The sequence below is a fragment of the Aquabacterium sp. genome (genome assembly GCF_030652515.1).
Lineage (GTDB): Bacteria > Pseudomonadota > Gammaproteobacteria > Burkholderiales > Burkholderiaceae_C > Aquabacterium.
Genome location: NZ_JAUSAR010000155.1, coordinates 16,150 through 39,826 on the forward strand (window position 1 = coordinate 16,150; position 23,677 = coordinate 39,826).

Annotated in this window: 23 protein-coding genes; 6 read left to right on the plus strand and 17 right to left on the minus strand. The window is 65.6% G+C overall.

Going from position 1 to position 23,677, the window contains the following annotated elements; translation table 11 throughout:
* Positions 1-35: 35 nt before the first annotated feature.
* The gene (locus Q7V20_RS17555; protein WP_304794146.1) at positions 36-1,208 is read right to left on the minus strand and encodes a diguanylate cyclase domain-containing protein; all 1,173 of its coding nucleotides are present in this window, start codon (positions 1,206-1,208) and stop codon (positions 36-38) included.
* Between the two features lie 23 nt (positions 1,209-1,231).
* Entirely contained in the window at positions 1,232-2,422 is a 1,191-nt protein-coding gene (locus Q7V20_RS17560; protein ID WP_304794149.1) for a diguanylate cyclase domain-containing protein, read from the minus strand.
* A 168-nt stretch (positions 2,423-2,590) separates the two neighbouring features.
* Here Q7V20_RS17560 and Q7V20_RS17565 point away from each other — a divergent pair, with 168 nt between their 5' ends.
* Genes Q7V20_RS17565 through Q7V20_RS17575 form a run of 3 tightly spaced genes read left to right on the plus strand, consistent with a single transcriptional unit; the run spans position 2,591 to position 4,348 of the window.
* Positions 2,591-3,139 (plus strand): cytochrome b, encoded by a 549-nt coding sequence (locus Q7V20_RS17565; RefSeq protein ID WP_304794152.1) that lies wholly within the window; start codon positions 2,591-2,593, stop codon positions 3,137-3,139.
* A gap of 29 nt (positions 3,140-3,168) precedes the next feature.
* Entirely contained in the window at positions 3,169-3,741 is a 573-nt protein-coding gene (locus tag Q7V20_RS17570; RefSeq protein ID WP_304794155.1) for a YceI family protein, read from the plus strand.
* A 31-nt stretch (positions 3,742-3,772) separates the two neighbouring features.
* Complete coding sequence (locus Q7V20_RS17575) at positions 3,773-4,348, plus strand: YceI family protein (protein WP_304794158.1); 576 nt, start codon at positions 3,773-3,775, stop codon at positions 4,346-4,348.
* A gap of 3 nt (positions 4,349-4,351) precedes the next feature.
* Here Q7V20_RS17575 and Q7V20_RS17580 read toward each other — a convergent pair whose 3' ends face one another.
* The 6 genes from Q7V20_RS17580 to Q7V20_RS17605 all read right to left on the minus strand — a co-directional run bounded on the left by Q7V20_RS17580 (position 4,352) and on the right by Q7V20_RS17605 (position 11,168).
* A complete protein-coding gene (locus Q7V20_RS17580) occupies positions 4,352-6,220 on the minus strand; it encodes an ATP-binding protein (protein ID WP_304794162.1) in 1,869 nt (622 codons plus the stop codon).
* A gap of 56 nt (positions 6,221-6,276) precedes the next feature.
* On the minus strand, positions 6,277-7,107 hold the full coding sequence (locus Q7V20_RS17585; protein ID WP_304794165.1) for an HDOD domain-containing protein: 831 nt from the start codon (positions 7,105-7,107) through the stop codon (positions 6,277-6,279).
* A 68-nt stretch (positions 7,108-7,175) separates the two neighbouring features.
* Complete coding sequence (locus Q7V20_RS17590) at positions 7,176-8,267, minus strand: AraC family transcriptional regulator (protein ID WP_304794168.1); 1,092 nt, start codon at positions 8,265-8,267, stop codon at positions 7,176-7,178.
* A 102-nt stretch (positions 8,268-8,369) separates the two neighbouring features.
* Positions 8,370-9,563 (minus strand): class I SAM-dependent rRNA methyltransferase, encoded by a 1,194-nt coding sequence (locus tag Q7V20_RS17595; protein ID WP_304794171.1) that lies wholly within the window; start codon positions 9,561-9,563, stop codon positions 8,370-8,372.
* A gap of 56 nt (positions 9,564-9,619) precedes the next feature.
* On the minus strand, positions 9,620-10,585 hold the full coding sequence (locus tag Q7V20_RS17600) for a tyrosine recombinase XerC (protein ID WP_304794174.1): 966 nt from the start codon (positions 10,583-10,585) through the stop codon (positions 9,620-9,622).
* Between the two features lie 31 nt (positions 10,586-10,616).
* The gene (locus Q7V20_RS17605; RefSeq protein WP_304794177.1) at positions 10,617-11,168 is read right to left on the minus strand and encodes a PEP-CTERM sorting domain-containing protein; all 552 of its coding nucleotides are present in this window, start codon (positions 11,166-11,168) and stop codon (positions 10,617-10,619) included.
* A gap of 187 nt (positions 11,169-11,355) precedes the next feature.
* Between Q7V20_RS17605 and Q7V20_RS17610 the strand changes: the two genes are divergently transcribed.
* Positions 11,356-12,900, plus strand: coding sequence for a methyl-accepting chemotaxis protein (locus Q7V20_RS17610; RefSeq protein ID WP_304794180.1), 1,545 nt, complete (start codon positions 11,356-11,358; stop codon positions 12,898-12,900).
* Positions 12,901-12,902: 2 nt separating this feature from the next.
* Here Q7V20_RS17610 and Q7V20_RS17615 read toward each other — a convergent pair whose 3' ends face one another.
* Together Q7V20_RS17615 and Q7V20_RS17620 are read right to left on the minus strand one after the other, a co-directional pair.
* Positions 12,903-13,913 carry a TerC family protein gene (locus tag Q7V20_RS17615; protein ID WP_304794182.1) on the minus strand — a complete coding sequence of 337 codons (1,011 nt, stop codon included), beginning with the start codon at positions 13,911-13,913 and terminating at the stop codon, positions 12,903-12,905.
* A 32-nt stretch (positions 13,914-13,945) separates the two neighbouring features.
* Positions 13,946-14,320: an HPF/RaiA family ribosome-associated protein gene (locus Q7V20_RS17620; RefSeq protein WP_304794185.1), complete on the minus strand. Its 375-nt coding sequence runs from the start codon at positions 14,318-14,320 to the stop codon at positions 13,946-13,948.
* Positions 14,321-14,548: 228 nt separating this feature from the next.
* On the opposite strand from Q7V20_RS17620, the gene Q7V20_RS17625 reads away from it, so the two are divergent.
* Entirely contained in the window at positions 14,549-15,016 is a 468-nt protein-coding gene (locus tag Q7V20_RS17625; protein ID WP_304794188.1) for a TerB family tellurite resistance protein, read from the plus strand.
* On the opposite strand, the gene Q7V20_RS17630 is transcribed toward Q7V20_RS17625, so the two are convergent.
* From Q7V20_RS17630 to Q7V20_RS17650, 5 genes are read right to left on the minus strand one after another with little or no spacing between them, the layout of a single operon-like run.
* Positions 14,974-15,855, minus strand: coding sequence for a LysR family transcriptional regulator (locus tag Q7V20_RS17630; RefSeq protein ID WP_304794191.1), 882 nt, complete (start codon positions 15,853-15,855; stop codon positions 14,974-14,976). The genes Q7V20_RS17625 and Q7V20_RS17630 overlap by 43 nt on opposite strands.
* 12 nt (positions 15,856-15,867) lie before the next feature.
* The gene (locus tag Q7V20_RS17635) at positions 15,868-16,503 is read right to left on the minus strand and encodes a carbonic anhydrase (protein ID WP_304794195.1); all 636 of its coding nucleotides are present in this window, start codon (positions 16,501-16,503) and stop codon (positions 15,868-15,870) included.
* Positions 16,500-17,186, minus strand: a complete 687-nt coding sequence (locus Q7V20_RS17640) for a DUF484 family protein (protein WP_304794198.1) — start codon at positions 17,184-17,186, stop codon at positions 16,500-16,502. The genes Q7V20_RS17635 and Q7V20_RS17640 overlap by 4 nt, the downstream gene beginning before the upstream one ends.
* A gap of 23 nt (positions 17,187-17,209) precedes the next feature.
* The gene (dapF, locus tag Q7V20_RS17645) at positions 17,210-18,073 is read right to left on the minus strand and encodes a diaminopimelate epimerase (protein WP_304794201.1); all 864 of its coding nucleotides are present in this window, start codon (positions 18,071-18,073) and stop codon (positions 17,210-17,212) included.
* A gap of 37 nt (positions 18,074-18,110) precedes the next feature.
* Positions 18,111-19,691 carry a methyl-accepting chemotaxis protein gene (locus tag Q7V20_RS17650; RefSeq protein ID WP_304794203.1) on the minus strand — a complete coding sequence of 527 codons (1,581 nt, stop codon included), beginning with the start codon at positions 19,689-19,691 and terminating at the stop codon, positions 18,111-18,113.
* Between the two features lie 642 nt (positions 19,692-20,333).
* On the opposite strand from Q7V20_RS17650, the gene Q7V20_RS17655 reads away from it, so the two are divergent.
* Complete coding sequence (locus tag Q7V20_RS17655) at positions 20,334-21,359, plus strand: IS110 family transposase (protein ID WP_304794206.1); 1,026 nt, start codon at positions 20,334-20,336, stop codon at positions 21,357-21,359.
* Between the two features lie 498 nt (positions 21,360-21,857).
* Here the strand turns inward: Q7V20_RS17655 and Q7V20_RS17660 are convergent, their stop codons facing one another.
* A complete protein-coding gene (locus Q7V20_RS17660; RefSeq protein WP_304794209.1) occupies positions 21,858-22,754 on the minus strand; it encodes a lysophospholipid acyltransferase family protein in 897 nt (298 codons plus the stop codon).
* The gene (locus Q7V20_RS17665; protein ID WP_304794212.1) at positions 22,751-23,662 is read right to left on the minus strand and encodes a lysophospholipid acyltransferase family protein; all 912 of its coding nucleotides are present in this window, start codon (positions 23,660-23,662) and stop codon (positions 22,751-22,753) included. The genes Q7V20_RS17660 and Q7V20_RS17665 overlap by 4 nt, the downstream gene beginning before the upstream one ends.
* Between the last annotated feature and the right edge of the window lie 15 nt (positions 23,663-23,677).

Genomic DNA, 23,677 nt, shown 5'->3' on the forward strand with positions numbered 1-23,677 from the left:
GAGGTGGTGTGCCCCGTGGCTCAGGCTCAACTGTCTCACACTTGCCGGGCATCGGCCAAGGTGTTTGCCTGGGCGGTGGTGGTGGGGGCGACGGTGGCAGGGGCGAGTCGGGCCTCGGTGCGGTTGCGGCCCAGCGCCTTGGCGGCGTACAGGGCCTGGTCGGCGCGCTCCAGGGTTTCGCGCAGAGGCTCGCCGCTGGGGTGGTTGGTGAGTCCGGCCGAGAAGGTCACGGGCAGCCCGCTGGCGTCCAGCCCGTGCTGGTGGGTTCTCAGGCACTTGGCGATGCGCATGAGCGCGGCCTGGGCGCTGTCAGGGTGCTCGTTGGGCAGCAGGAGCAAGAACTCCTCACCGCCCCAGCGGGCCAGCACATCGGTCTTGCGCAGGGCTTGCAGGGCGGCCTCGGCGAACTCCTTGAGCACTTGGTCGCCCACGGCGTGGCCATGCTGGTCGTTGACGCGCTTGAAGTGGTCCAGGTCGATCAGGGCCAGGCAGAAAGGCTCGCCGCTGCGCAACTGCATCGCGGCTTCTTCCTCGATGCGCTGCTGCATGTGGCGACGGTTGACCAGGCGGGTCAGGTCGTCGCGCGAGGCGACCTCCTGCAGCAGGGCAAAGGCGTGGGCCAGTTCGCCCTTTTGCTCGATGAGACGCGCGCGCATCTGGCTGACGTAGTAGGCCACGCCCGACACGGCGGGCAGGGTGCCGGCGGCCAGCACGAAGCGGATGAACTCCAGTCGGGCGTCGATCCGCGGATCGTGCAGGGCCATGCCGGCCATGATGACGCCCAGGCTGACGACGGTGAAGACGCCCAGGATCACCACCTCGCGAGCCTTCAGCGAGAACATGCCGAACACCAGCACCAGGGCCACCAGCATCAGCACCGAGCTGCGCACCTCACCAGCGATCATGTAGGCCCACAGGATGGCGGCGGTGGCGTACAGGCATTGCGGCAGGTCCATGCCCGGGTTGCCCAGCCGCGATGACCAGTCCGTGCGCACCAGCACGTAGAACGTGGTCATGCCCACCCACATGTAGGCCAGCAGCCAAAGGCCTTGTTGGCGCACCACCAGGCCGATGTCGATGGCGAACAGCAGCAACAGCGAGCTGACGCTGTAGCCATAGAAGGCGATCATCGCCAGGGTCACGCGCAGGCGGACCTTGCGTTCGGTGCCCAGGACGAGATCGCCGATGCGGGTCAGGGCGGGGTGCATGGATGGGGTCGTCGTGCCCCGCCTCAGCTCACGGTGTCGGAGGCGCTGGGCAGCGAAAGGGCTTCCTTGGCGGCTTGGCTGTCTTGCAGTTCGACGGGGCTGGCCTGGATGACGGTGCGATTACGCCCGTCGCGCTTGGCCTTGTAGAGCGCCTTGTCGGCACGCTCGATGCACACGTCCAGCCGCTCGTTGTCGCAGTAGCCGGTCAGGCCGGCCGAGAAGGTCGCTGTCAGGCCGGGCTGGCTGGGCGCCATGACGACGGTGGCCAGGTGGGTGCGGATGCGCTCCAGGCCGATGTTGGCCAGCGCGGGCGAGGTGTCGTTGAGCAGCAGCAGGAACTCTTCGCCGCCCCAGCGGGCCAGCACGTCGGTGTCGCGCATGACCTTTTGCGCTTCTTCGGCGAAGTGGCGCAGCACCTCGTCGCCCACGCCGTGGCCATAGGTGTCGTTGACGCGCTTGAAGTGGTCGATGTCCAGGATGGCCAGGCAGAAGCGGTGGTGGCCCGAACGCTCCAGGCGCTTTTGATGCTGGCCCAGCACGTCCAGCATGTGGCGGCGGTTGACCAGGCCGGTCAGCTCGTCGCGGGTGGCCAGCACCTGGATGCGGGTCAGGGCCTCGGCCAATTCATTCTTCTGCGCTTTCAGCTTCTCGCGCATGTTGCTCAGTTGCACCGCCAGCGACGAGATGGTGGGCACGATGGCCACGGTCATCCAGAAGTGGGCGAACTCCAGCTTGAAGGGGTAGTGGATCGGGTCGGTCTGGATCTTGATGGCCATGGCGATGCCCATGATGACCACGGTGTAGGCCCCGGCGATCATGGCGCCCTTGGCCTTGAGGTTGAAGATGCCGAACACCAGCACCAGGGCCAGCAGCATCATGGTGGAGCCATGCACCGGCCCGGTCAGCGAATACGCCCCGACGATGATCGTCAACGAGGACAGGATCTGCGGCAGGGTGAGCGAAGGATCTTTGAAGCGCAGGTTGATGCCCAAACGCAGCACCACGTACCAGTACACGACGTTGCCGATGCAGGCCGCGGACAGCAGCTTGGCGTCGTCCAGGTGCATGTAGCCGACGTAATAGGCGTAGACCTGCAGGCCGATGCACAGGAGGTAAACCGTGGCGGCCATGAGCGAGCGCTGGATGCGCAGGCGCTGCTTGGGGTCTGCGCCGAACGCCGCGATGAAGAGCCACTTGAGTGCAGGTGATCTCATGGGGTTTACATGTTGTATGTAAGGGGTTTCGGCAGCAATCGGGCCAGCTTAAGGGCAATGTGAGGGTTCAAATTTCTTGAAATGGCGTGTTAACCGGGTTCAACCCCGGTGATTGATCAGACGCTAAGCTGTCGCCATTGCCCCTCATCTGATCAAAAGGCCACGAACATGAACGCCAAGGGACGCTACACCGGCTTTGCCATCGCCCTGCACTGGTTGCTGGCCGTGGCCATCCTCACGGCTTTTGGCGTGGGGCTGTACATGACGGGGCTGGGCATGTCGCCCGCCAAGCTCAAGTTGATCAACTGGCACAAGTGGGCGGGGGTTTCCATCCTGTTCCTGTCGGCGGTGCGATTGCTGTGGCGCTTGAGCCACCGCCCGCCCGAGCTGCCGGCCAGCATCGAGCGTGCCATGCCCGCCTGGCAAAAAGTGGCCCACCACGGCACCCATTGGCTGATGTATGTGCTGTTTTTCGCGGTGCCGCTGATTGGCTGGGCCTACAGCTCGGCGCGTGGCTATCCCATCGTGTGGTTCGGCGTGCTGCCCCTGCCCGATTTCGTGCCGGTGGACAAGGAGCTGGCCGAGGCCATCAAGCCCTGGCATGGGCTGGCGGCCTTCGCCCTGATCGGCCTGGTGGGCCTGCACGTGGCCGCCGCCCTCAAGCACCACTTCATCGACCGCGATGGCCTGCTGCTGCGCATGCGCCCAGGCCGCTGAGCCCTCTTAACCGCAAGGATCTTTTTGACATGAAACGACTGTTTGCCTCCGCCGCCACCGCCTTGGCCCTGGCCACCGCCGCCGTGCCCCAACTGGCCTACGCCGACCAAGCCCTGGTGCCTGCGCAAAGCGAGATCACCTTCGTGGCCAAGCAACTGGGCGTGCCGCTGGACGGGCGCTTCAAGCGCTTTGCCGCTCAGGTGGCCTTCGACCCCAAGCAACTGCCCGCCAGCAAAGTCGCCTTCCAGATCGAGCTGGGCAGCGTGGCCGTCAATGCCGACTCGGACGCCGAGCTGGTCAAGCCCGAGTGGTTCAACACCGCCAAGTTCCCCAAGGCCACCTTCCAGTCCAGCGCCATCAAGGCCCTGGGCGGCGGGCGCTTTGAAGTGGCGGGCAAGCTGGCCATCAAGGGCCATGCCAAGGACCTGGTGGTGCCCGTGCAATTGACCCAGGCTGGCGCGCTGACCACGGCCACCGGCACCTTCGCCATCAAGCGCCTGGACTTCAAGGTGGGCGATGGCGATTGGGCCGACCCCTCCGTCGTGGCCAACGATGTGCAAGTCAAATTCAAACTCGTCCTGCAAGGCGTCCCCGCGCTTTGATCACTTTTTTCACTCACTGAGGAACCCGACCATGAAGACACTGTCCCTGACCCTGCTGGCCGCCACGGCCGCCCTGGCTGCCGCCGCTGTTCGCGCCGAACCCGCCACCTACGCGATCGATCCTACTCACACCTTCGTGACCTTCGAAGCCAAGCACTTCGGCACCTCGACCAACCGAGGCCGCTTCGACAAGAAGTCGGGCAGCATTTCGCTGGACAAGGCCGCCAAGACCGGCAAGGTCGATATCACGATCGAGACCGGCTCCATCAGCACCGGCACTGGCCCGTTTGACGGCCACCTCAAGAGCAAGGATTTCTTCAACGTCGAGGCCTTCCCGACCGCGACCTTCACGGGTGACAAGTTCACCTTCGACGGCGACAAGGTGACCTCGGTGGCTGGCACGCTGACGCTGCTGGGCAAGAGCCAACCCGCCGTGCTGACGGCCACCAGCTATGGCTGCTACGAGAACCCGCGTCTGAAGCGCGAAGTGTGCGGTGGCGACTTTGAAACCACCATCCAGCGCAGCACCTTCGGCATGAGCTATGGCGTGCCTGCCTTGCCCGACAACGTCAAGCTGGTGATCCAGGTCGAAGCGATCAAGCAGTGATGATCAAGCCGTGACCGAAGGTTGACGCTCGGCGTGCAGGTGGGCTTTGAGCATGGCGCTCAGGTCTTCCTGCGTGAAGGGCTTCGCCAGGTGATCATCCATGCCCGCAGCCCGGCAGCGGTCGCGGTCCTGGCTCATCACGTTGGCGGTCAGCGCGATCACGGGCAGGCTGGGGCGGCCTTGTTCCTGCTCCAGGCAGCGCAGGCGCCGCGTGGCCTCGATGCCGTCCAGCACGGGCATCTGGCAGTCCATCAGGACCAGGTCGAAACCGTGGTGCGGTGGGTTCAACAAGGCCAGCGCCTGCTGACCATCTTCCACGTGCGTGACCTGCAGGCCCAGCTTGGTGAGGATGGCCTCGGCCACCAGCGCGTTGACCGGGTTGTCCTCGGCCAGCAGCACGCGGCCGCTGAAGCCGAGCTCTCCGAGCAGTGATGCAGGCCGCGTGGCCAGGAAGCGGGTCGGCTCGCTGTTGGTGACGCGGGGCAGTGGCACGTTCAAGGTGAACACCGAGCCCTGGCCCGCCGTGCTTTCGCACAGGATGTCGCCGTTCATGGCGCGGGCGATTTCGCGCGAGATCGTCAGGCCCAGCCCAGTGCCCCGGTGGCGCCGCACGAAGCTGCCATCGGCCTGGTGGAAGGCATCGAACACCATCGTCTGTTGATCGGGCGTGATGCCGATGCCGGTGTCTTCCACGCGGAAGATCACGCGCTTGGCGCAAGGGCTGTCGGGGCCTTCGCTTTCGCAATCGTGGCGTTGCACCGTCACCCGCACATGGCCCATGTCGGTGAACTTGATGGCGTTGCCCACCAGGTTGTGCAGCACCTGGCGCAGGCGCGCCGCGTCACCAAACACCATGCAGGGCGAGGGCAGTTGCACCTCGCGCCGCAATGGCAGGCCTTTCTCGGCGGCGGTGACGGCCAGCAATGACAGCACATCGTCCACCACCGCGTGCAAATCAAAAGGCGCCTGGTCGATCTGGAGCTTGCCCGCCTCGATGCGCGAAAAATCGAGCACATCGCTGATGATGCCCAGCAGGTGCTCGCCCGAGCGTTCGATCAAAGCCAGGTGTTCGCGCGATTCGTTCAGCACGCCGGGGCGGGGCGGCAGCTTCTGGCTCACCAGCCGTGCCAGCCCCAGGATGCCGTGCAGGGGCGTGCGCATCTCGTGGCTCATGGTGGCCAGAAACTGGTCTTTGACGGCGCTATGGCGCTGGGCAAGTTTCAAAGCCTCGGCGCGCTCTTGCGCGATGCGGTCGGTGGTGAAGCGCAGCCACAGCAGTTCGGTGATGCGGCGGGCCGAGCGCTCGCCCTCCAGCAGCATGATGCCCATCAGGGTCAGCAGGCCGCAGCCGCCGAACAGGCCATAGGTGTCTTGCCGTGTGAACAGCATCACGGCACAAGGCAGCAGCATCGACACGTTCAGGACGCGGTTGGGGCGCGGGTCAGCCTGCAAGGCGAAGGTGCAGATGGCGCTGGCGCCGATCAGTGATCCAACGATGACGGCCGATACATTCAGGTCATTGACCGGCAGCAGCCAGGCGCTGCCCAGCCCCCAGGTGCCGCCAAGCAGGCCTGACATCACCACCATCAGGGTCAGCCAGCGGGGGTGGTCGCGTTTTTGCGAGCGCACATAGGCCCGGTACACCGTCAGGCGAGTGGCGGTGATGAGCAGGCAGAAGAGGGCCCAGGCCACGGCCCGCAGCCAACCCACCTGCGCGCCAATCAGCGCGGCCAGGGCGACCGCGAACACGCTGCTGACCAGTTCAACTGGCAGCGCGGCACCGAACAGCATCCGCACCCGTTCGGCTTCGATCAGGCGCTTGAGCTGAGGGTCGTCGGGGGTGACCCGCAAGGGGTCTGGTAAGAGCAGCATCGTCTTCTGTATATCGTCCGGCGTGCGGGCGACTTGAGCCGATGCTTGCTGCAGCTTTACGCTTTTTGGCGCGCGGTGTTGAGTCGTTCACAGACCCGCACGGTGGCCATCTGGAAGGCCTGGAAGTTCATGCCGATCTGTTGGGTGAGTGGCTCAAGCTTTTGCCACATGGCGTCGGGGTTGGCGGCGATGACCGGATCCAGCAGCAGGCCGTCCACGGCCGCGCCGATGGTCAGCAGTCGCTGCACCTGCGGGCGCTCGTTGACCCAGGAGGCCGGGCCTTGCGGGCGGCAGCGCACGCCATCGGCCACCTCGCGGGACAGGCCCCACGATTGGCACAGGGCGGCGCCCAGGGCCGAGTGGCTCACGCCAAAGGCGGCAATTTCGGCCTCGGCCAGTTGGGTTTCGTCGGTGCTTTTGCTGTCCAGGGCCATGTAGCGCTGGTGGTCGTAGGCGATCAGCACGGCGCGCCCGCTTTCGGCGAACAGGCCGATGGTGTGGGCCAGCCACTGGTCCACATCCAGCTGGCGCGCGATGCTGCCCATGGCCAGGCCGCGGATGCCGGCGCGGTCCCAGATGGCCTGCAGCAGCGGGCCGGGCGGGAAAGCGCCACGCAGCCCGATCTCATACGTCAGGCCGGCCACTTGGGCCGTGCCCAGGTAGCGGATGCCTTCGTGCACGGTCTCGACCCGCTTGAGCAGGCCGAACAGCGCCGAGTTGACAGTGCGCACCACGGCGGAGGACAAGGCCATGTCGTTTTCAATGACCTCGGCCAGTTGCTCGGTGGTGCAGTCTTCTTCGGCCATCAACAGCGACAGCTTGACCAGGGTGCTGGGGCAAGCGGGCAGGTCGATGTTGAGGTTGCGCAGGGGGGATTCGATGGTCATGGCAGGGCACCTTTCACGACGCAGTCTATGCCTGCGCGCCACATCGTGAAAGGGGAATTGGCCCGCCTTCAGCCCGCAGTATTCTTGATGCTCAGACGCGCGCGGGCCAGCCGTGTGGTCGGCGGGGTCAGGCCCTGGCTGCGGCGGTACTCGCTGGGCGCCATGCCCTTCCAGCGGCGGAAAGCCTCGATGAAGGTGGTGACGTCGGCATAGCCCAGGCGCTCGGCGATCTCGCTGTGCGTCAGGCTGGCGGTGGCCATCAGCTCTTCGGTCAGGGTGCGGCGCACCTCTTCCAGCAGGCCACGGAAGGTGGCGCCTTCGGCCGTCAGGTGGCGGCGCAGGGTGCGGGAGGTCATGCTCATCTCCTCGGCCACTTTCTCCATGTCGGGGATGTGGCCGGGGGTGCGCAGCAGGCGGTCGCGCACATTGGCGGCCACGCCGGTGCGGGCATGGCGGCTTTCCATCAGGTTGCGGCACATCTGCTCGCACAGCGCGGCGGTGTGCGGATCGGCTTGCGGCAGGGGCAGATCCATCAGGCTGGCGTCAAAAATATTGCGCTCGTGCGGCATGCCAAAGCTGGGACGCACGCCGAACAGCGCGGTGTAGGCGGCCACCACGTCGGGCGCTGGCTCGGGGCACTTCATCTGCACTTCGCGGTAGGGCAGCGGGGCGCCCAGGATCTCGCGCTGCAGGGTGACGATGGCGGCGCGGTCGCGGTCGATGATGAACTGGCGCACATCGGGCGGCAGGTGGTCGGTCTGGAAGGTGGAGGTGATGATGTCGCCCTGGCGCTCGATCACGTTGGTGGTGAGCGAGAAGGTCAGGTTCAGCATGCGCGAGGCCATCGAGATCCCGCTGCCGAGGGTAGGGCTGCTCATGACGGCGTAGCCCCACAGGCCGTAAGTGGTGACGTGGTAGCGGCAGCCGGCGTGGATGCCCAGCTCGGAGGCATGGTTCAGCTCGGTGCTGAGGTTGCGGATCAGCTGCACCTCTTGCAGGGCCTCGATCTCGGCCTTGGGGTCGTCCAGCTGGGCGCGGGTGATGCCGGTGTGGCGCAGCATGGCGTCCACGCTGACACCGCGTTCATAGCCCAGTTGGGTCAGGACGCGGGCCGTGGCGATGCCTCGGCGGAAATCCCAGATCGTGGGCTTGGAACTCATGCGACTACTTCCATTGGTTGTTCATTGACGTTACAAATTATGTCCGCCAATGCCAAGGGTGATGTCCGTTCTTCTGTATATCCCGAGCGATTTCGGGGTTATTCAACGGCGCAATATCACGAGTCCCTTGAGGTATTCGCCTTCGGGGAATGTGACGGTGGTGGGGTGGTCGGGCGAGGCCTCCAGGCGCTTGATGATGTAACCGTCCACGCCCGCGTCCAGGCCCGCGCCGGCCACGATCTTGTGGAACAGGTCGGCGCTGATGCCGCCTGAGCATGAAAACGTCAGCAAAGCGCCGCCGGGCGAGAGCAGCTTGAAGGCCAGGCGGTTGATGTCCTTGTAGGCACGGGCGGCGCGTTCGGCGTGGGCGGCGGTGGGCGCGAATTTGGGCGGGTCCAGCACGATGGCGTCGAACTGCTGGCCTTCGGCGATGAAGCGGCGCAAGGTGGCGTTCACGTCGGCGTCCAGCGCGGTGTGCAGGGAGGCAGCAAAGCCGTTGAGGGCGACGTGGGCGTTGGCTCTTTCAAGCGCAGGGCCGGACGAGTCCACGCTGATGACCTCGTTGGCGCCGCCCATCAAGGCCGCCACGCTGAAGCCGCCGGTGTAGCTGTAGCAGTTGAGGACGCGCTGGGCGCCCAACTGGCGGACCAGGTCGGCGAACAGCTTGCGGTTGTCGCGCTGGTCGAGGTAGTAGCCGGTTTTGTGGCCCTCGGCCACGTCCAGGCTCAGGCGCAAGTCGTGCTCGCGGATGGCCAGTTCGGTGACCAGGTGATCGCCCTCGGGGTGGCGCAACCAGCCGGTGCGCTGGGGCAGGCCTTCCAGTTCGCGCACGCCCACGTCGGAGCGCTCAAACAGGTGCTGGCAGCCGGTGGCTTGCAGCAGGGCGTCGGCGATCACATCGCGCCAACGCTCCACACCCACGCTGAGGAACTGGGCGCTCAGCAGGTGGGCGTAGCGGTCAACCACCAGGCCGGGCAGGCCGTCGGCCTCGCCGTGGATCAGGCGCATGGCGTCGCTGTCGATGGCCAGGCGCGGACGCAGGGCCACGGCCTGGGCAATGCGGCGCTGGAAGAAGGCCGCGTCAATGCGCTCGGCCTCGTCAAAACTCCAGGCGCGCACGCGGATCTGCGAGCTGGGGCTGAACGAGCCCCAGGCCAGGAACTGGCCGTCGTGCGATTGCACACGCACGGTCTCGCCAGGGTCGCCGCCGCCTTTGGCGATGCTGCCTTGGAACACCCAGGGGTGGCGGCGTTGGAGCGAGCGTTCCTTGCCTTCGCGCAGGGTGATGGTTTTCATGGGGGCTGACGGTGCTGGGAACCGGCGATTGTCCCCCTCTTCGTGAAGGTGGTGCTTCAGTCCTTGCGCTTGGCCCGGGGGTGGGCCGCGTCGTACACCTTGGCCAGGTGCTGAAAATCCAGCTTGGTGTAGACCTGGGTGGTGGTGATGTGGGCGTGGCCCAGCAGCTCTTGCACGGCCCGCAAGTCACCACTGGACTGCAGCAGGTGGCTGGCGAAGCTGTGGCGCAGCATGTGCGGGTGCACATGAGTTGGCAGGCCCGCGTCGATGGCCATCTGCTTGAGACGATTGCGCAATTGCACCGAAGTCAGACGCCGGCCCATGCGGCTGACGAAGAGAGCGGTCTCACCGGGGGCGGCCAGGGCGGCACGCATCTCCAGCCAGGCGTCGAGCGCCTTCAAGGCCTGGCTGCCCACGGGCACGGTGCGGCGCTTGCTACCCTTGCCCAGCACATGGGCCTCGGCGCCAGCGCGGTCTAGCCAGCCCAGGGCTTGCGGGCTGGCCGCCACGTCCAGGCCCAACAGCTCGGCACTGCGCAGGCCGCTGCCGTAGAGCAGCTCGACCATGCAGTGGTCGCGCGCGGCCAGCCAGGGGGCTTCGCGGGCGTCGCGGCTGCGGGGCGGTGGGGCCTTGGGCGGTGCTTCGGAGGACAGGGCCACGGCCTGCTCCACTGACAGGGCCTTGGGCAGGGGCTTGGGGCCTTTGGGCGCGCGCACGCCATCGACCGGGTTGATGGTGGCCAGGCCTTCGCGGCCCATCCAGCGGAACAAGCCGCGCCAGGCCGACAGGGTGATGGCGATGCTGCGTGGGCCCAGGCCGCTGGCGTGCAAGCGCGCCGCCCAGCCGCGCACGTGGTGCGGCTTGACGGCGGGCAGGCTCAAGGCTTCCTTGGTGCAGAAGGCGTCCAGCCGCTTGAAGGCGTCCTGGTACATGGCCAGCGTGCGCTCGGCCAGGCGGCGTTGCACGCGCAGGTGGTCAAGGTGGCGGAGGATCAGGTCTGACGCTGCGGCTGGAGAAAGCATGCCCCATTGTCGGGGCAAGCACTGGTCGGCTTCAAGCTCGGTGGCGTCGGATCAGCAAGGTGCCAATGCCCGCGATGGCGAGCAAGCCGACCGCTGGTTCCGGCACATTGGAAACGCTGACGGCGCTCCAGTTCAAGGTGCCCGCACCACCTTGCGATGACAGGGTCAGCGAGCCCGCGATGGGCGTGAGTTCGGGCCGGATGCTGACGCTGCCGCTGACCAGGCGCACCGATGGTGGCCGGTTGGGGTCACGCTCTGCCGTGAACAGCACGACGTTGCGCCCAATGTCCACCGAGCCCCCCGCATTCAACAGGATCTCCGGCGAGATGATCTGAAGGCGATCGACGCTCAAGTGGCCGGTGGCCGACAAACTGACCGAGCGGTCGGCCAGCAAGCGGACGTGGTCGCCATTGCCGTACACCGACAGGTCGCCCGTGCACTGGAAGCTGAGCGACTCTCCTCGGAGGATGGTCAGTGACTCGGAGCAGGTGGCGGTCACGTGCTCCAGGCTGTCGGCGGCATGGCCCAATGACGGGCCCAGGGCCATGGCCAGCACGATGGCTTTGACAGAAAAATAGCGCATTTCGCGGAGCTCCCTGATGATTTCTCAGGGCAATGTACCTCACCGAAATGACAGGTTTTCTGGGAGGCCTGATCCATTCGGCGCGCTGGGCAAGGGGTCTCAAGTTGCCCCCGGCTTGGCCGATATGACTTCGGTGAGGCGCAAAGCCTACCAAATCGCGCAGTCAAAACGGGGAGGAACCGCCGCCATGAATGTCATCAAGAATCTGAACCTCGGCAAACGCCTGACCATGGGCTTTGCGACACTGATCCTGCTCAGCCTGATCGCCGCTGGCGTGGGCATCGAGCGCATCAATGCGGTGCGCACCATCGCCGACCAGCTGGGCAGCAACGACGCCGAACTGCTGGTCCTGACCCAGCGCTGGACGCGGGCCATCGAATCGAACGCGGCCCGCACCTGGGTGGTGTTCTTCGCCACCGACCCAACGGTGATCAGTCGGGTCAAGCAGGAGATGCAGGCCACCATCACCGCCACCACGGCACGCATCAAGCGGATAGACGAGTTGGCCAGCTCCAGCGAGCAAAAGCAGTTGATCAAGGACATCTCCGAGCAGCGCAATGCCTTCCAGGCCGAACGCAACGCCTTGCTCAAGCGCAAGGAGGCGGGTGAAGACGTGGGCGCCGAAGTGCTGGCCAAGGTTTTCCCGGCCGCGCAAACCTACCTGGAGGCGGTGGAGCGCCTGGCCGACTACCAGAACAAGTCCATGCAGACCACCAAAGAGGCCGCTGACCGCGCTGCCACCGAAGGCATCACGGCCCTGGCCATCGGCACGGTGCTGGCGTTGATCGCGGGCTGCGGCCTGACCTGGGCCCTGACCCGCTCCATCGTGGTGCCGGTGCGCCGCGCTCAAGCTGCTGCCGAAGCCATTGCCAACGGCGACTTGAGCGCGGACATTCAGGTCGATTCCACCGACGAAATCGGCCAGCTGATGCAGTCCATGCAGCGCATGGTGACGTCCTTGCGCGGCATCGTGCACGCGGTGCGCGCCAGCTCCGATTCGATCGCCACGGGCTCGGCCGAGATCGCCATGGGCAATGCCGATTTGTCGCAACGCACCGAAGAGCAAGCCAGCAACCTGCAGCAGACCGCCGCCTCGATGGAGCAACTCACTGCCACCATCAAGCAGAACGCCGACACGGCGCGCCAGGCCTCGCAACTGGCCAGCAGCGCTTCGGCGGTGGCCGTGGATGGCGGCACGGTGGTGGGCCAGGTGGTGGCCACGATGGAGGACATCACCTCCAGCTCACGCAAGGTGGCCGACATCATCGGCGTGATCGATGGCATCGCTTTCCAGACCAACATCCTGGCACTGAACGCGGCGGTGGAGGCCGCCCGTGCCGGTGAGCAAGGCCGTGGCTTTGCCGTGGTGGCCAGCGAGGTTCGCAGCCTGGCCCAGCGCAGTGCGCAGGCCGCCAAAGAGATCAAGACCCTGATCGGCGAAAGCGTGGAGAAGGTGGAGAACGGAACGCGCCTGGTGGGCACGGCGGGCTCAACCATGGACGACGTGGTCAAGCAGGTGAAACGCGTGACCGACCTGATTGGCGAGATCACCAGCGCGAGCATCGAGCAAAGCACCGGCATTGGCCAGATTGGCGACGCGGTCAACCAGCTGGACCAGGTGACGCAGCAGAACGCGGCCCTGGTGGAAGAGTCTGCCGCCGCGTCAGAGAGTTTGCGGCACCAGGCGGCCAGCCTGGCTCAAACGGTGTCGGTGTTCAAGCTGATGGGTTGAGCCTAGGCTTGCTCCTCCTGCTTCTTCGCACCGAACGGATAAGCGCCGCCAGGCTTGCCCTTGGGTGGGATCTTGAGTGACAGGATCATCGTCGCGGCCAGCGTGACCGCGGTGAAGCCGAGCGAAAACACCACAGGGATCTTGTAAACGTCGATCAGCAGCATCTTGGCGCCGATGAACACCAGCACGATGGCCAGACCATAGCTGAGCAGGTGAAAGCGTTCGTGCATGTTGGCCAGCAAGAAGTACATTGCGCGCAGGCCCAGGATGGCGAACACGTTGGAGGTGAGCACGATGAACGGGTCGGTCGTGATCGCGAAGATCGCCGGAATCGAGTCAACGGCGAACACGATGTCGACGATGCCGATGAGCAGGATCACCACGAGCAGCGGCGTGGCCATCTTGACGCCGCCCACCACGGTGAAGAATTTCTCGCCGTCGTAGTCGGGCGCGATCTTGAAGCGGCTGCGGATCCACTTGAGGGCGGGGTTGTTGTCGAGGTCGGGCTCCTGGCCCGCGGCCCACCACATCTTGATGCCGGTGAATAGCAGGAACGCGCCAAACACATAGAGAATCCAGTGGAACTGCGCAATCAACCAGGCGCCAACAAGGATCATCGCCGCCCTCAGCACCAGCGCGCCCAGGATGCCGATCATCAGCACGCGCTTCTGGAACTCGGCTGGCACCGCGAAGTAGGTGAACAACATCAGGAACACGAAGATGTTGTCGACGGCCAGCGCCTTCTCGATCAGGTAGCCGGTCAGGAACTCCAGCGACTTGGCATTGGCCAGCGAGCGGGCGGTTTCATCCGGGCCGGCACCACCGAGGTACCACCACAGCCAGCCCATGAAGACGAAAGACACCCCGACCCAGACCAGGGACCAGATGGCCGCCTCACGGGTGCTGACGCGGTGCGCCCCTTGTTTGCTCATCGCAAAAAAATCGACCAGCAGCGCCACGAGTACAAACGCCGCGAACGAGGACCACATGAGTGGAGAGCCGATGGATTGCATGAACGCCTTTCAAGTAAGTGGCCGTGACTCGATCAGATTCCGGGCGAATCCTGCGTGGCTTCGGCCCAGCGGTCATGACCGGTGAGGCGCTGGCGCAGGCGGCGGGGGTCTTTTCCGCGTTGCGACACGCGCATGAGGAGACGTGCGGCGCGCGCCAGCGCTTTGTCCAGCGCTGTGCGCCAGTCACTCGCCACGGAGGTGACAACCAAGGACCCGGCGCCATCGGTCCGGAGTTCTACCTGGCAGCGCTTGTCAATGCCACCACGGGGGCCGTTCACGTCGGACATCTGTACCTCGGCGCGTGGCACCAGCCAGCCCAGACGCCGCAGCACGAAGCGCACGCGGCGCTCGGTGAGGTCGCGCAAATCGGTGGCTTGCGGATGGCGGGACTTGAAGAGTACTTGCATCAGGGATCTCCATCGGTTGGGGGACAGATGGAATGTAGGTATCCCCGCCGTGCTGAAAAAGCAGGCTTTTCCGAACATGCACATCGGATGAACCTGAGCGGTTCGCATTTTCCTGAGTTGGAGTCTCGGAAAATCCGCTTCTTCCGAAGTGGTGCCCGGACGCATATTCCAGTCTTGCTCGGCCCTTGTTGTTCACCCCCGACAGGCTTGCCTTATAGGAGATCCCTCGTGCGAAGTTATCCCCACAACAGCCCAGAAGCCGCCGCGCGCATCGTCGCGTTGGTTCTCATCTCCGACGGTCATGTGTGCAGTTCCGAGTTCGACATCCTCGATCAGTTGGGGGCCGAGCGCGAACTCGGTCTGGAGCCCCAACTCCTGCCGCACATCGTTCACACGCTGTGCGAAGACCTTCTGGCTGGCGGGTACGCGACAGGTTCGCTGATGGACAACGTCGATGACAGCACCTTGGCGTCATTGATGGCTGAGATCTCGGATCTGGCGCTGCGAAGGACCGTCCTGCGTCTGGCCTTGGCCGCGGCCCGAGCAGACGGTCACCTGGCCCACGGCGAAACCATGGTCGTGGAGGCCGCGCGGCACCACTGGCAACTTGTCGATGGTGAGGAGCCGAGCGCCCCGAAATCGACGCGCCCCGATCAATGGCGTGCCGCAGCCACCACCTGCGTCACCAGTGGGTGATGTTCGCCGCGCCGCGAGCGGATGGCGTGGATCTCTTCCTTCACGCCATCGCTGCAACCGAGCAAGCGAAGCCCGCGCATCAGGCTGACGTCGTCAGCTCCTAGTCGGCTGACCGGGAAAACGCCAAGCCCGCGGGCCGCGAACACCGCCAGCAAGGCACTGTCCTCGAACTCGCCGACGATGCGCGGCCGCAGGCCCTGCGTCTCGAACCAATGGTCCAGCGCCGCGCGCAGCGCCGAATGCCCTGTGGGCAGCAGTACCGGCAGATCGTTCAGGATTTGCGGGAAGCGATCGCGCTCGCCTGTGCCGACCAACCGGGCAGGGCCATACCACTCGACCGGTGAATCGACAAGCCGCTCGCTGGTCAGGCGCAGGTTCGGGTTGCGCGGGGCCTCCTGACCGGCCAGCACCAGGTCAAGGTGATGCAGCGCCAGTTCGCTGAGCAGTTGTTCAAACTCGCCATCGTGGCAGACGAGCCGGAGGTTGGGGGTGCTCAACACGGGCTTGAGCAGCGCATGGGCCGCGAGCTTGGAGATGCCGTCGGAGAGCCCGACCGCCAGGCGTGCCACCTTGCCGCTGGCCGCTTCACGCACCTCGTCGGGAATGCTTTGACCCAGCTGAAAGATCTTCTCGGCTTGCGCGAAGGCGGCCTGACCTGCTTCGGTGAGGGCCACGCCACGGCCTGACGGCTTGAGCAACTGGTGGCCCAGCGACTTTTCCAGCTCACGCACTTGCGCGCTGATGGTCTGCACGGCCATGTCCAGCCGCTCAGCGGCTCGGGCGAAACCGCCTTCCTTCGTGACCACCCAGAAGTAGTGAAGGTGACGGTAGTTCAGCATGCGCCCCCGCTTTCATCCAGGCAGGTCGAAGAACTCGACGGCGCCGGTCTCCAGCGAGTACTCGGCGCCCACCACCATCAGCCCCTGATCCTGGATGAGCTGTTCCAGCAACTCAGAGCCGTGGCGCAACTGGTTCACTGAAGCGCGCACATTGGCGCGCACCGCGTGGTGCACCAGGCTGTCCAGGTCGTGCCGCAGCTCGGTGGCCAGCAGGCCTTCAACTGAAGGCCGCACCCGGTTGACAATGGAGTTCAAGTTGCGCGACTGGGGTGTTTCCGCCGGTTGCTGCAATGCCTCGATGGTGGCCAGGATGGCGCCGCACTTGGAATGCCCCAGCACCACCACCAATGGCGTGCCAAAGCGCGAGGCTGCGAACTCGACGCTGCCCACTTGCGAGGGCGCCACCACATTGCCTGCCACGCGGATCACGAACAGGTCGCCCAGGCCTTGGTCGAACACCAGCTCGGCCGGCACGCGAGCGTCTGAGCAACCCAGGATGATGGCCACGGGGTTCTGCGGCTGGCCCAGCTCGATGGGCTTGGTGGGGCCCAACAAGGGTTGGCCGGACCGGATGCTGGCCACGAAGCGTTGGTTGCCTTCGCGCAGCCGGGCCAGGGCGTCGCGCGCGGCGTTGTGGCTGGCGCTCATCCCAGCAAACGTGCCAATGCCGCGCTGGCGGTCTCGCCCACCTGCTGCAGGAAGTCCACGCCCATGTCGGCGGTGTAGCGCGTGGGGTCGGGCGAGCCCAGCACCAGCAGGCCATAGGTCTGGCCCAGGTGGTGCAGCGGGATCATGGCCAGCGAGGTGATGGTGCCGGCATCGGGCATCCACCTGGCGGCCTCGAAGCCTGCGTTGACGCCGCAGTAGGGCAGGCTCAGGCTGGCCGAAAAGCTGCGCACGTCGTCGCTCACGGCTTGGGCGGCGGGCAGCTCGCGCAGGGTTTCCCGCACGGGCAGGGTGGGTGTGTCCCACACGCGCACCGCGGCTTGCGGGATCAGGAACTCGCGCTGCAATTCGCCCAGCAGCACGTCGGGCAGGGCGGCGTCGTCGTGCGTCATCAGCACCGAGCGCACCCAGTGGTGCAGGCGCTGGGCGATGGCCTCGTTCTCCTGGCTGTGGCGGATCATCTCCATGATCCGGCGCTCCAGGCCCTTGTTCTTGTCGCGCAGCATTTCCATCTGGCGCTCTTGCAGCGAGACCGCGCGCAGGCCGTGCGGGCTGGTCAACTGCACGCTGGACAGCAGCTGGGCGTGGCGCTCGAAGAAGCCGGGCGTGTGCACCAGGTAGTTGGCGATGTCGTCTTCGGTGATGCCTTGCAGGGGTGTCGTCATGGTGGCGTGTGGTGTTGGGTGTTTCAGAGCGCGGGCACGTCGATTTCGCCGTCGAACACGGTGGCGGCCGGGCCGGTCATCAGCACGGGGTGTCCGATGCCCGCCCACTGGATGGTCAGCAGGCCGCCGCGCGTTTCAACGTCCACGGTGGCGTCCAGCCAGCCCAGGCGGATGCCGGCGACCACGGCGGCGCAGGCGCCCGAGCCGCAGGCCAGGGTCTCGCCCGAGCCGCGCTCGTACACGCGCAGCTTGATGCGCGAGCGGCCCACCAGTTGCATGAAGCCCGCGTTGACGCGGCGGGGGAAGCGTTCGTGGCCTTCGATCTGCGGGCCGATCTCGCCCACGGGGGCGTGGTCGACATCGTCCACGCGCAGCACCGAGTGCGGGTTGCCCATGGAGACCACGGCCACATCGACCGGGTAATCGGCCAGGGGCAGGGGCCACAGCTCGCAACCATTCACCAGTTTGGGCGTGAGGCCGGCGCTGTTGAAGGGCACTTGCGCGGGATCGAGGATGGGCTGGCCCATGTCCACCGTGACGCGGCCATCATCCTGCAGCTGCGGCTCGATCACGCCCAGCATGGTCTGCACGCGCAGCTTGGTCTTGCGGGTGAGCTGATGGTCGTGCACGTAGCGCGCGAAGCAGCGCGCGCCATTGCCGCATTGCTCGACCTCGCCGCCGTCGGCGTTGATGATGCGGTAGGTGAAGTCGGTGTTTTGCTCGGCCGAGCCGGGCTCGACGATCAGGATCTGGTCGGCCCCGATGCCGAAACGGCGGTCGGCCAGAAAGCGGTATTGGGCCGCGCTCAGTGGCAGCGGCCCGCGGGTGGCGTCGAGCACGATGAAATCGTTGCCCGCGCCGTGCATTTTGGTAAAGCGCAGCTTCATGGACGGAGATTATCCGCCCGGCTGGGCCTGGTGCGCGTCAGGCGGGCCGAATGTCCACCTGGAAGCGTGCGACGGCGTCGTTCAGGCCCTGGGCCTGCTGGCGCAGGCTGTCGGCGGCGGCGGCCGATTGCTCGACCAGGGCGGCGTTCTGCTGTGTCATCTGGTCCAGCTGGCTGACCGATTCGCCCACGTGGCTGATGCCCTGGGACTGCTGCTGCGTCGCGTCGGCGATCTCGCCCATGGCCTGGGTGACGCGGCGGATGGCGTCCACGATCTCGACCATGACGTTGCCCGCGTCCTTCACGCGTTTGGAGCCCACTTCCACGCGCTCCACCGACTGGCCGATCAGGCCCTTGATCTCCTTGGCGGCATCCGCGCTGCGTTTGGCCAGCAGGCGCACCTCGCTGGCCACCACGGCAAAGCCACGGCCTTGCTCGCCAGCGCGGGCGGCTTCCACGGCGGCGTTCAAAGCCAGGATGTTGGTCTGGAAAGCGATGCCATCGATCACCCCGATGATGTCGCTGATTTGCTGCGAAGCCTTGCTGATGTCGGCCATCTGCAGCACCACGCTGTCGACCACCAGGCCGCCTTGTTCGGCGCGCTGGCAAGCGGTGTCGGCCAGGGTGTTGGCCACGTTGGCCGATTGGGCCGATTGGGCCACGGTGGTGCTGAGCTGGTCCATCGACGAGGCCGTTTGCTGCAGGTTGGAGGCGGCCTGCTCGGTGCGGTCAGACAAATCCTGGTTGCCCGCGGCGATCTCGGTGCTGGCCACCAGCATGTTCTGCGACGATTCGCGCACCGAAGCCACCATGGTGCGCAGCGAGCCCTGCATGTCCTTCATGCACAGCATCAGGCGGGCGATCTCGTCATGGCCGCGCGGGTTGATCTCTTGCGTCAGATCGCCCTGGGCGATGGCTTGCGTGTGCGCTTCGGCGCGTTTGAGCGGGCCGGTGACCGAGGCGATGGTCAGGCCCATCAGCGGCAGGAAAATGATGCCGGGCGACAGCAGCAAGGCCCACAGAGACAGGATGGCGTTGTTGGCGCTGGTGCTGACCTTGGCGCGGCGGGCCTGGGCCAACTGTTCGATGTCCAGGTTGAGCTTGGCCACGATGGCATCCACGGCGTCGCCTTCGGCGCGTTGCGGTTCGCTGGACTGGAAGGCTTCGGCGGGCGAGGTGATGGCCGAGGAGTTGATCAACTCCAGGGTGGGTGCCAGGCCTTTGCCGTAGCTTTGCAGCTTGGCTTCCACCGATTTGACTTGGTCGGCGATGGTGGCGTTGGGGGCCACCTTGGCCAGGTCTTGCGTGGCCTTGAGGGTGCTGGTCAGCGAGGTCTGCCAAGCCTTGATGTGGGTGGAGGCCGACACCGAATCGCCCGTGTTGATGATGGCTGATTTCTCGAAGCCACGAAGTTGGCCCAGTTGCAGGGCCAGGGTGCTCATGCGCTGGGTGGCCGAGAACTCCTGGGTGGCAAAGGCGTCGAACTCGCCGCGCAGTTGTGACAACTGCCAGGTGGAACCGGCGCCCACGATCAGGCCGATCACCACGACCAGGGCCATGCAGGCGAGCAGGCGCGCACGGATGGAAAAGCCACGCAATGCCGTGATCCAAGGGGTCATGTTTTTGTCTCCGGGTGCAAATTTTCAGCTATTGCGTATATCGGTTGACTTGGGGTGGACTTGAGCGGGTGGGGCGCTTGTTACTTACAGCGCGGGGCGGGGATGAGGCGGAGGCGGGCGGGGCTCCTATGGTGGCGGTCCACCGCAAAGCGGCGGACTGCGCTCGGTGCTCGGCCACGGCGGGCGGCTGCGGAACTCGCTGGCCTGCGACCAGCTCAAACAGTCCTCGCCGACCCCTCGCGGCGCGAGGGGCAACCCGCCGCGGCCTGCGCGCCTCGCCGCCCCCGAAGTCGCCCCGCCCGCCTCCGCCTCATCCCTGATCGCCCCGCTGGTGGCGCAGCACGGTTTGGGGCTGTGGCGTGGAGATCAGTGTCGCGTTAGCAGCCGTCGTGCGGTTGGTGCCCGTTGACGCGGCGGTTGGTCAGCCACCGATTGCAGCCGTGGCGGGCCACCAGCGGGGCGAAAAAAGGGCTGGGCGGGCATCTGGCGGGGCGCCTTGTTGGTGCTGAGATGGTATGGACGCCTCCCACCTTGCTAACCGCCACTGAGCCGCGCTGACAAAAGGGTGGGACCTCGCGTCAAACGGCATCGAGTGCCAAAGTGGATAACTGTGATCAACCACTGGTAGACGGAGGTCCCAACATGAATGCTACGACTTATGCGGCCGACATTGCCAAGAATGTCCTTCAGGTTCACTGGGTCGATCCTTGGAGTGGCGAGGTCGGCCGCAAGAAGCTGTCTCGCGCCAAATTCAGCGAGTTCTTTGCCTCACGCCAACCCGCCCGCATCGCCATGGAGGCCTGCGGCAGCGCCCACCACTGGGGCCGCACTTTGGGTGCCATGGGCCATTCGATCGAGTTGCTGCCCGCCAAGCAGGTGCGGGCATTCGTGCGCGGCAACAAGGACGATGCTGCTGATGCCCGCGCCATCTGGCTGGCAGCCCAGCACGGTGACATCCGGCGCGTGCCCATTAAAAGCACCGAACAACAGGCCGTGCAGTTCCTGCATCGCACCCGCTCGCACTGGATCAGTGTGCGCACGGCCACCGTCAATGCTTTGCGCTCGATGCTCTATGAGTTCGGCGTGGTACTGCCACCAGGTAAAAATCTTGCCTTGACGGTTCTGGGTAAACAGCGCGCAGACATCGATGAATGTCTGCCTGCCACGGTTCGACGCCTGGTTGATGCCCAATTGCAGGCTTTGCGGGACCTGGAGCGGCAGGTCCAGGCCCTGGAGACAGAAATCGAGTTGGTGCAAAAGCAATCTGACACCGCCAAACGGCTGCGTCAAATCCCAGGCGTTGGCTTGCTCGGCGCCACGGCCTTGGCGGCCATGCTGGGCAAAGACGCCACAGGCTGGCGCAATGCCCGCGAGTTCTCCAGTTGCCTGGGCCTGCCGCCCAAACACACCGGCACTGGCGGCAAAGTGCGCATGGGCGGCATGAGCAAGCGCGGTGATCCGTATGTGCGAACGCTGCTGATCAGCGGCGCTCGCAGCCTGATGCGCCAGAAAACTCCGCCACAGTGGATCGCCAAGCTGTTGTCTCGGCGACCGCCCAATGTCGTCGCGGTGGCTGTGGCCAACAAGCTGGCCCGAACGGCATGGGCTCTGATCGCCAACGCTCGCAACTATGACCCGCTATGGCGGCCCGAAATTCTTCCCAGTTGAGGGGGCCTTTAACGCCCTGAACCGTGTGCGTGAGTGAGTTGATGAGGTGATGGCAAAACGGTGAGACCGTGGGTCGGTAAAGCTGTTCCGCTTCTGGGACCGCCTTCGGGCAAGTCCACTGCTGAGATGAGCTCCGACCTCGCGAATGACCATCAAGGCCAGCAGCGAGGCTTGCGCCGGGCTGCATCAACAGGCCGGATATAAGACTGCAGTTGAACCGCCAGTCAAAACCTCAAAAACTGCTTGCCACTCGGGAGGCGTCCATATAAGAAGCGGAATGCCGAGGTGGGCGTGCACAGCACGCATCGTCATCTGACTGGCCGGGGTTGTTTGAACGAAGCGGATGCAATCCGCGCAGTGAGTTCCACGGCCCCACCTCGGCATGAGCATCGCAAGGCAGTCCCGCTTTCAGCGGGACCAGCAACATGAAGCCCTGACGGATGCCCGTCCAGCCCGCGCCCCGCGCTGCCAAGACAAAGCGCCAACCCCAACGAACGCTCAATAAACGCTGGCCTCTCCAGGCGGCCTTGTCTTGAACCGCTTGTGCACCCACAAATATTGCGCCGGCCGCTTCAGAATCTCGGCCTCGATGATCCGGTTCAGCCGCGCCGTGTCAGCCTCGGCATCCGCCGTGGGGAAATCCTTGATCGGCGGCAAAAAGTGGATGCGCCAGCCTTGCCCGCCCGGCAGCGTCTCGGCGATCACCGGCTGCACCACCATGTTCAGCATGCGCGCCATCCGCGAGGGCGCCAGCAAGGTGGCCGCGGGCACGCCAAAGAACGGCACAAACGCCGCGTCCTTGGCGCCAAAGTCCATGTCGGGCAGGTTGAAAAACCCCCGCCCTGACTTGATCGCGCGGAACAGCGGCTTGACCGAATCACTGCGCGGAAAAATCTCGGCATCGCCCAGGCGCAAGCGGCCGCGCTTCATCGCGGCGTCGATCACCGGGTTGCTCTGCGTCTGGTAAATCGACGCGCCCGGGCGCTGTTGCTGCAACAAAATGGAAGCGCCCGCCACGTCCAGCCCCACGAAATGAGGGCACAGCCACATGGTGGCGCGGCCGGTGGTCTGGAACTCGCGCTCGGCCAGTTCAATGTCACCTTCGACCTGGATCAGCCGTTTGATGCGCTCGGGTGGCGCGTACCAGAACAGCGCGCGCTCCAGCAGGCTGCGGCCCAGCCAGCGGAAGTGCTCCTTCACCAGGGCGCGGCGCTCGACCTCGGGCATCTCGGGAAAACACAGCTCCAGGTTGCGCAGCGCAATCTTGCGCCGCGATCCGGCCAGGGGGTGCAGCAGGGCGCCCAGACCTCGTCCCAGCGCGGCCAGCACCGGCAAGGGCAGCCACGACAGCAGCCACAGCAGGCCCAGGGCCAGTCGAACGCCCAGGTCCTTCATGCAGCGTCCTTGGTGGGCGAAGCAGTGCTGGTCAGCATGTCGGCCTTGGGTTGCTTGTAGCGGTTGTAGCCCCACAGGTACTGCTGAGGGCATTGCAGGATCACTGCTTCCATGTCGCGGTTCAGCGCGGCGGCGGATTGGGCCGGATCGCCCTGGCGCACGGCTTCGGCCAAAGCAGCTCCGGCCGCTTGCGCGTGAACAATGAAGTCGGCGCCCACTTTGCGGCGCTGCCAGAACCCAAGCCGCTCGCCACGCAGCCACACCAGGCTGGCCCCGGTCTGGTAGGCCAGCTTGGTGACCATGGTCATGGTGTAGGCGGGCGTGCCAAAAAACGGGGCCCACACGCCCATGCCCTCGGGGGGAACCTGGTCGGGCAGCATGCCCAGGGTCTGGCCGCTTTTCAAAGCCCGCAACAGTTGCCGCACGCCGCTGAGCGTGGCCGGGGCCGTGTGCAGGTGTTCGCGGTTGCGCGCATGTTCGAGGATGCCTGCCAGCCAGGCCTGCTTGGCCGGGCGGTACAGCGCTGTGATGGGTTGCTGGGCACCAAAGCGCTCGGCGTAGGCTTGCGCGCAAATCTCGAAGCAACCCAGGTGGGGCGACAACAGCACCACGCCCTTGCCCTTGGCCAGCGCCTGATCGACCACCTCCGGGTGAGTCCAGCGCACCCGATCGCCCAGCATCACGCCCGCTGGCCGTGCCCACAGGCGCGGCAACTCGGCCACCATGCGCCCGGCATGGGCCACAGCCGACCAGCGCTGCGACGTGCTCAAACCCACCTGATCGGTGTGGGCTTTGAGGCGGCGGCGGTAGGACGGCGACAGCGCGTAGGTGATCCAGCCCAGGGCCGCACCCAGGGGGTGCAGCACGCCGAGCGGCCAGCGGGCCAGCAAGAAAAACAAGCGAGACATGGGCCGCGATGTTAC